Here is a 6,166-nt window from a genome sequence, read left to right on the forward strand (position 1 = left end):
GAAATATCCTGATTAGTTTTACTTGACTGTCCACTAGAAAGCAGAAGCACAAATATTGCAACTAAACAGATCACTGCTATAGTAACCCCAAATACAAACTTTTTTATAAACTTGTTATTTACCATAAAATTCACCTATTTTTTTACTGAAATTTCCTGATTTTGAGTTAGAGTTCCCTCTTTGATGATATATCCTGATGGATCTATACTATCTCCTCCTGCAACGGTTGTAGAATTTGACACTTCAAAATGACAATGGAAGATGGTTGTTTGTCCTGAATGACCTAATAAAGCAATTTGCTGACCAGCTTTAATCTCTTGACCAGAGCTAAAATTAGGAACTTCTTTCAAATGTCCATAGTAAGCCATTTGATTTGTATCTTTAATCTTAATCATGATATAGTTACCACCGATTCCTGATGAACCTACAGCATAAACTGTACCGTCTGTAACGCTATAGATTGGATAATCATGAGGTAATACGGTTGTTCCATACTGTACCCCTACAGGCGATAAATCGACCCCTGTATGACCTAGATTTTGCCCTGTAATGGTATATAATGATGCTCCTGCCCCTTGTGACCAAGGAGTTCTTCCAAATGGTTGCATAACCCAAAAATCAGTATCAAAGATAGGAGCATATTTTCCATTTCTATTAATAGATCCTTTATATTTTCCACCTGATGGATTTTTAAGGTAATCTAAAACTTGTTTAGCATAGGCTTGCCGTTGTGTTGCTTTATCTCCTGAATTTCCCTCCCAATAGGTAGCAAATTCATTAGCTACACTTGCAACATCTTGACTATCATCTGCACCTGCAATTTTCTTAGCGTACCCTTGATGGTAACCATCATCACCATTAAAGATAAAATCTATTTGAAGTTCTAAATCATACCATTTTTTATTCTTACTTTTTGCGTATTCAAGTAATAATGTATGTCTTCGACCTCCATCTGAGGTGTCTGTAAATTGTCCCAAACCTAAACCACGGTGGATAATATTAGCATATCTTCCACCATAAATAGATGGACCACCTATTTCTAACCATTGAGGATCGTCCCATGATGAATCCGTTGCCCCTACTGGTGGACTTAAATAGTCACCTTCTGCTCTTTTTGGATTAATGCTACTTTCTACCCAGAAGTTACCTAGAAAGGCTGCTGCTCCCGTTTTAGTTGTTTTTGGATAGTATTTCTTCATAAGGTTATAGACTTGATCAATTCTTTTTGAAATATCTGCGTCCATATCTACTGAGGTTGTCACAGTAGTTTTTTGCCGATATTCGACAAATTGAAAATAGAAACCTGGATTGACTAAAACCCAAACTCTATTATCTTTAGCTTTGTATCCATAGTTGGATTTATTATCCCTGATATCTTTAAGCCATGCAGAATCACTATCGTCAACTTTACCGTACTCTTTAGCATAAGCTATTTTTTGTTCAACAGAATCCTTTTTCACAGTAGCAATTTCCTTACCTGATTCTACCGTTTCACCATCTTTTACTTTGATATTTTCAACATCATAAAAAATGAATTTTGAATCTTTAGTAGTGATGATAATATTTTCTGTCTTAGTATCTTCGTTTAAAAGGTCTTTCTTTGTAATCGAGATTTTACCATCTAAAGGAGCATATAATTTACTATTAGGTTGAGTTTGGATAGTTGTTGTTGGATCAATTGTATCTTTATCTTTATATCCATATCTACTAGTGATATAAACGACCCCTGATGGTTCTGAAGCAGATAACGGATTATCAAGCTCTATATAGCCAGAATATTTACCCGTTTCTTTCTGAGCTTCTAAAATATCGTTATAGTCGTTATAATCATCTTTGTCCAAAATCATCCATTTCTTACCTGATCCACCAGGTTTATATAGATCTTTCATCTCTTTTAGATTATCTTTATCATCATTCAATGAAAGCCAGATATCATTCAGAGCATCAGAATAGTGATTGAATCCAAAGAATCCACTAATAGCACCACCTGTACCATCACCCCAACTTGCATCTGGTTCCCATTCACCACCATATCTGTAGTTCATAAAGCCTAAAATATCATCAATGTTTGTATAGTATTCAACATCTGAATTTGACTTTTCTCTATCAGTTTTTGAAATTTGTAGCCATGATTGATTTAAAGTAAATTCTGTTTGTTGTACAACATTGCTAGAGAATATAGAGCTAATTGCAACTAACAGCACCATGATGAATCCTAATCCACCTGTTACCATTAATGAAACTGGATTTGCAAGCATAGCTACAACTGCTTTTGCCATCAACACAGCCGATTGTCTAGCAATCTGCATTGATCTATGTAAGGCTAATTGCATTGATCTAGTTGCTGTCGCAGTTGCTTTTGATTGTCTTAAAACAGTTACGCTTTTTTTGGTAAATCTAGCACCTTTACTTATTGTTTTTGCTGTACTCTTACCAACATATTTACCACCTCTACCTGTTTTCTTAAGCAGTTTGAGAGTGTATTTTGAAGCACGCTTATTATTTTTGAATTTGTAATACATTTCTACAGCATCTTGCGTGACATCATTTTGTCTTAAAGCTGTTCTACTAACTTGTCCAAGAGCATTTTTAACAGCATCAGATGAAGCACTAGAAACCTTAGAAATTGTGTTTGCATTTGCCTTTTTTAAATCCTTTTTTGACTTCACAACTGATTTTCGTTGAGAAGTGTCTTTTTTATCAACTGTATGTGTCCTAATGGATTTTACATTTGATGATTTACGACTTGTGTTTTTTTGTTCTTTTTCACTCATTTCTCATTCCTCTTAGAAAAAAATCCCTCAAGGAATGAGGGATTTTTTAGATCTTCTTATAAGCATCAGTACCAACAATTTCAAAAAGTTTAGTATTTTTTGGAATTGGATTTTCAAAAGGTACAGCTATATTATGGTTCGCAATAATTAAGCCCGTTCCTTTTGCTTTTGGTTTTTCAATAAAACGGATAAGGGCAGGTGTCAAATTGACTACTTCTGTTAGTTCTCTAATATCAGTTTTCTTTTGTTTCAACAAAACAATAAAGTCACTATTAGACAATAACTTTCTTCCCTGAGAGCGTTCTAACAAGGTCTCAACGTTTTGTGTGATCCCTGTTGGAATAGCACCATATTTACGAACACGGGCATACAGATCAGTAAAGAATTGTGCCTGATTTTCCGTTTGAAATTGATTCTGCATTTCATCAAAATAAATACGGGTTGTCAGCTTACCTTGATTATTTACGACCTGATTCCAGATATAGTCTTGCACCACCATCAGAGCGAACGATTTTAATTTACCTGTCAGCTTCTTTAAGTTGAAAATAACTACTTTATCTGTAATATCAACGTTTGTTTCAAAAGAAAATACATTTTGAGAACCTTTAGTATATGATTCGGATTTAAGGGCTAACTGTTTTGCAACTGGTTCAGGTTGTTTTAAAAGAATGTCATGCCAATCTGACAAGGTAGGTGTTCGATCTGTAATTTTCTCATAACAAAGACGAGTAACACGGTCAATCATTGAGAAATCTTCATCAGTTACTTCTGATAAAATATTTTCAAAGAATCCCATGATAAGAGATGCTTTTTGTCCAATAGGATCTAGTCCATCTTCATTAGAGAGAGCATCTTCATCAGGTAGATCCATCAGATTTAGATGTGTATTTGAACCTGGGAAGATATCAATTAGTTGTGCCCCAAATGCACGACCAATATCTGAGTATTCATCTTCTGGGTCAACGATTATCACACGATCCTCAGGATATTTTAGAATTGTTGGAATAACTTCATTAGCTTTTACAAATACCGATTTACCTGATCCTGATGAACCTAAAACAACTCCTGATGCAGTATTTAGATCCCGTTGGCGATCAAGTGTTATAACGTTATTTGAGAGTTGGTTTTGACCGTAGTAAATAGCTGTAGGGCTATCCGACTGTAAGTCTGTATTAGTAAATGGAATTTGAGTAGCAATATTAGCAGTCGTCATATCCCGTAGATAGTTACGTTTAATATCTAGATATGCTTTACCAATCGGTAGGATTGTATTTAACGCTTCTTCTTGATGATAATTCACTACATCAAAATCTAAAACGTGTTTCCGTCCAACTTGTTTTACACGGTTGATATAATCTGCCAATTGTTCTTCTGTATCAGCTTTAAGCATCACGCAGATTACCCCAGAGAAAATCTTTTGGTCATTATCTTCAATTTCAGTTTTCCATTTAAGAGCTTCTTCTGTCGTTTGTTTAGCAACACCAGAAGATGCTAATTCTCCTGAAACTCCACCTTTAAAGGCTTGTTTTTGAGATTTAACCATATCCATTTTCGCTTTTGCTTCAATGGTATTAATTTCTCGCAATGTTTCGCCAATATTATGTGGAATGACCTGAATATTAATAACCATTTCAATCCCAATATCCGTCAGGCTTTTAATCAAGCGATCATTAAGAAATGATGGATAATGACGAATATATAGAACTGATGCAAACTTATCATCTAACATGAATTGATCTTGTTTAAACCAAATTCTATTAGGCGCAATGAATGATTTTGTAGTTAATCCTGAAATGCGAACATCATTATAATCAACATCTAAATAAGGATTCCCACGTAAGATATCACCAAAGATATTTAATCGTTCTGATCCATTTAAAGGCTTGATATTAATATCAACCGTTTTAAATTGTTCAGTCAAATTGTTCTCGATATCTTTTAATTTTGAGTATGCTGTTTTAATATCGTGTGAATCAGTTGAAACCGTGATGAATTTTTTAACTTGAAAATTCTTCTGATCGGTTGCAAACCGTGAAGCAATCATTTTATTGTACTCGCTTCTCAAATCGTCATTTTTATCACCTGTCAACTCATAAGTGATCTTATCCAACATATTTGACGGAATCGGACGGTTTAGGATTGTTAATTGATATACATTATCTGAATCAAACCCATTCAGGCACTCAGCGTAATTATCAATAATATCAATCTTATCATCTTCTGTAACTGTTAAGTAGTTAGCATCTCCTAATTCCCATGTCTTAGAATAATACTCTCCTGTTATGTGCATCATTCCATCTTCAAACAATGAAGTATATTTAATTGTATTCTGTGAGCTAGGTTTCATTGCATTTTGCAATTGTTTAGCCCTTGCTTTTTCTGCCTTACTCAAAGGTGTCTTGTTCGTTCCATTCGTGGACACCTTTTTCTTGCGTAAATTTAAGATCATTTAAGTCCTCACTTTCAAATTCTGTCATGTATGATCTTTCTTGTATGGTAAACTTAAATTTCAAAATATCTTTTACAATTGTTTCTTTCTCCAATCCATATAGGACAAAGGGAGGGCAAATAATAATTAATGATAGATACATTAGAATATCTGGTAAACCAAGTAAGGAAATCACAACTGATAATCCTACTCCTAAAGATAATCCAATAATCATTAAAAACATTCTAAAATTCATTCCACCACTTTTAAAAGAACTCAATGGTTTTAGAAATTCAGATCCTAGTTTATTCATGTATATTCCTTTCTAGCTTAGTTTACTTGTAGTAATGATTTTGCCATTCTTTGTGAACCAAATAGCATAACCAAGAATACAATACATTTACCTAAATAAGTAAATCCAGCTACAAAGTCACCTAGCCATGATCCTTTATCAATAGTGATAAGAGAATCTGCATTAATTCCTGACCAAACCACAAATAGTAGAACGATCACAACTCCTTGTAAAGCAATAGCTCCACAGCGTTTAAAGAAACCAATCGCAATATCTCGTGTTCCATCATTCATAAAGAACGCTACAATAATAGGAGCGATTCCTTTGAGAAGATACATCTCAATAAACCTTAATAGTGTAATAAGGTTAGTAGAAAGTACAGTTATACCTCCTACAAGAGTACACAAGATATTTACAAAGATCTTAATGAAGAAGTTTCCCTTTTTCCCGTTTTCCCACTTGAAAACATCTGCAACTGAGGTAGACCCCACAAGGTGAGCCATAGCGTTACAGACCCAGATAATAGCATCAAATATTTTTGCTGAATTATAACATAAGAACAAAGCTATAACGTATTTGATGCCAATTTCAAGAAACAATCTCCATGTCACATCTCCTCCTTGATTCCTGATAAACTTATACCAAGAAGCCATTTCCAAAAAGAAGAGTATC

4 protein-coding genes are annotated in these 6,166 nt (G+C 34.1%); all 4 read right to left on the minus strand.

Going from position 1 to position 6,166, the window contains the following annotated elements:
* Positions 1-134 precede the first annotated feature (134 nt).
* Genes I2E70_RS10280 through I2E70_RS10295 form a run of 4 tightly spaced genes read right to left on the minus strand, consistent with a single transcriptional unit; the run spans position 135 to position 6,165 of the window.
* Positions 135-2,774, minus strand: a complete 2,640-nt coding sequence (locus tag I2E70_RS10280; protein ID WP_195424656.1) for a phage tail tip lysozyme — start codon at positions 2,772-2,774, stop codon at positions 135-137.
* 46 nt (positions 2,775-2,820) lie between these two features.
* On the minus strand, positions 2,821-5,223 hold the full coding sequence (locus tag I2E70_RS10285) for a VirB4-like conjugal transfer ATPase, CD1110 family (protein ID WP_229060304.1): 2,403 nt from the start codon (positions 5,221-5,223) through the stop codon (positions 2,821-2,823).
* Entirely contained in the window at positions 5,159-5,515 is a 357-nt protein-coding gene (locus I2E70_RS10290; protein ID WP_155173272.1) for a PrgI family protein, read from the minus strand. The genes I2E70_RS10285 and I2E70_RS10290 overlap by 65 nt, the downstream gene beginning before the upstream one ends.
* 17 nt (positions 5,516-5,532) lie before the next feature.
* Complete coding sequence (locus I2E70_RS10295) at positions 5,533-6,165, minus strand: hypothetical protein (protein WP_416385333.1); 633 nt, start codon at positions 6,163-6,165, stop codon at positions 5,533-5,535.
* Position 6,166 lies beyond the last annotated feature (1 nt).

The sequence above is a fragment of the Streptococcus parasanguinis genome (assembly GCF_015556095.1).
Classification (GTDB): domain Bacteria; phylum Bacillota; class Bacilli; order Lactobacillales; family Streptococcaceae; genus Streptococcus; species Streptococcus parasanguinis_Q.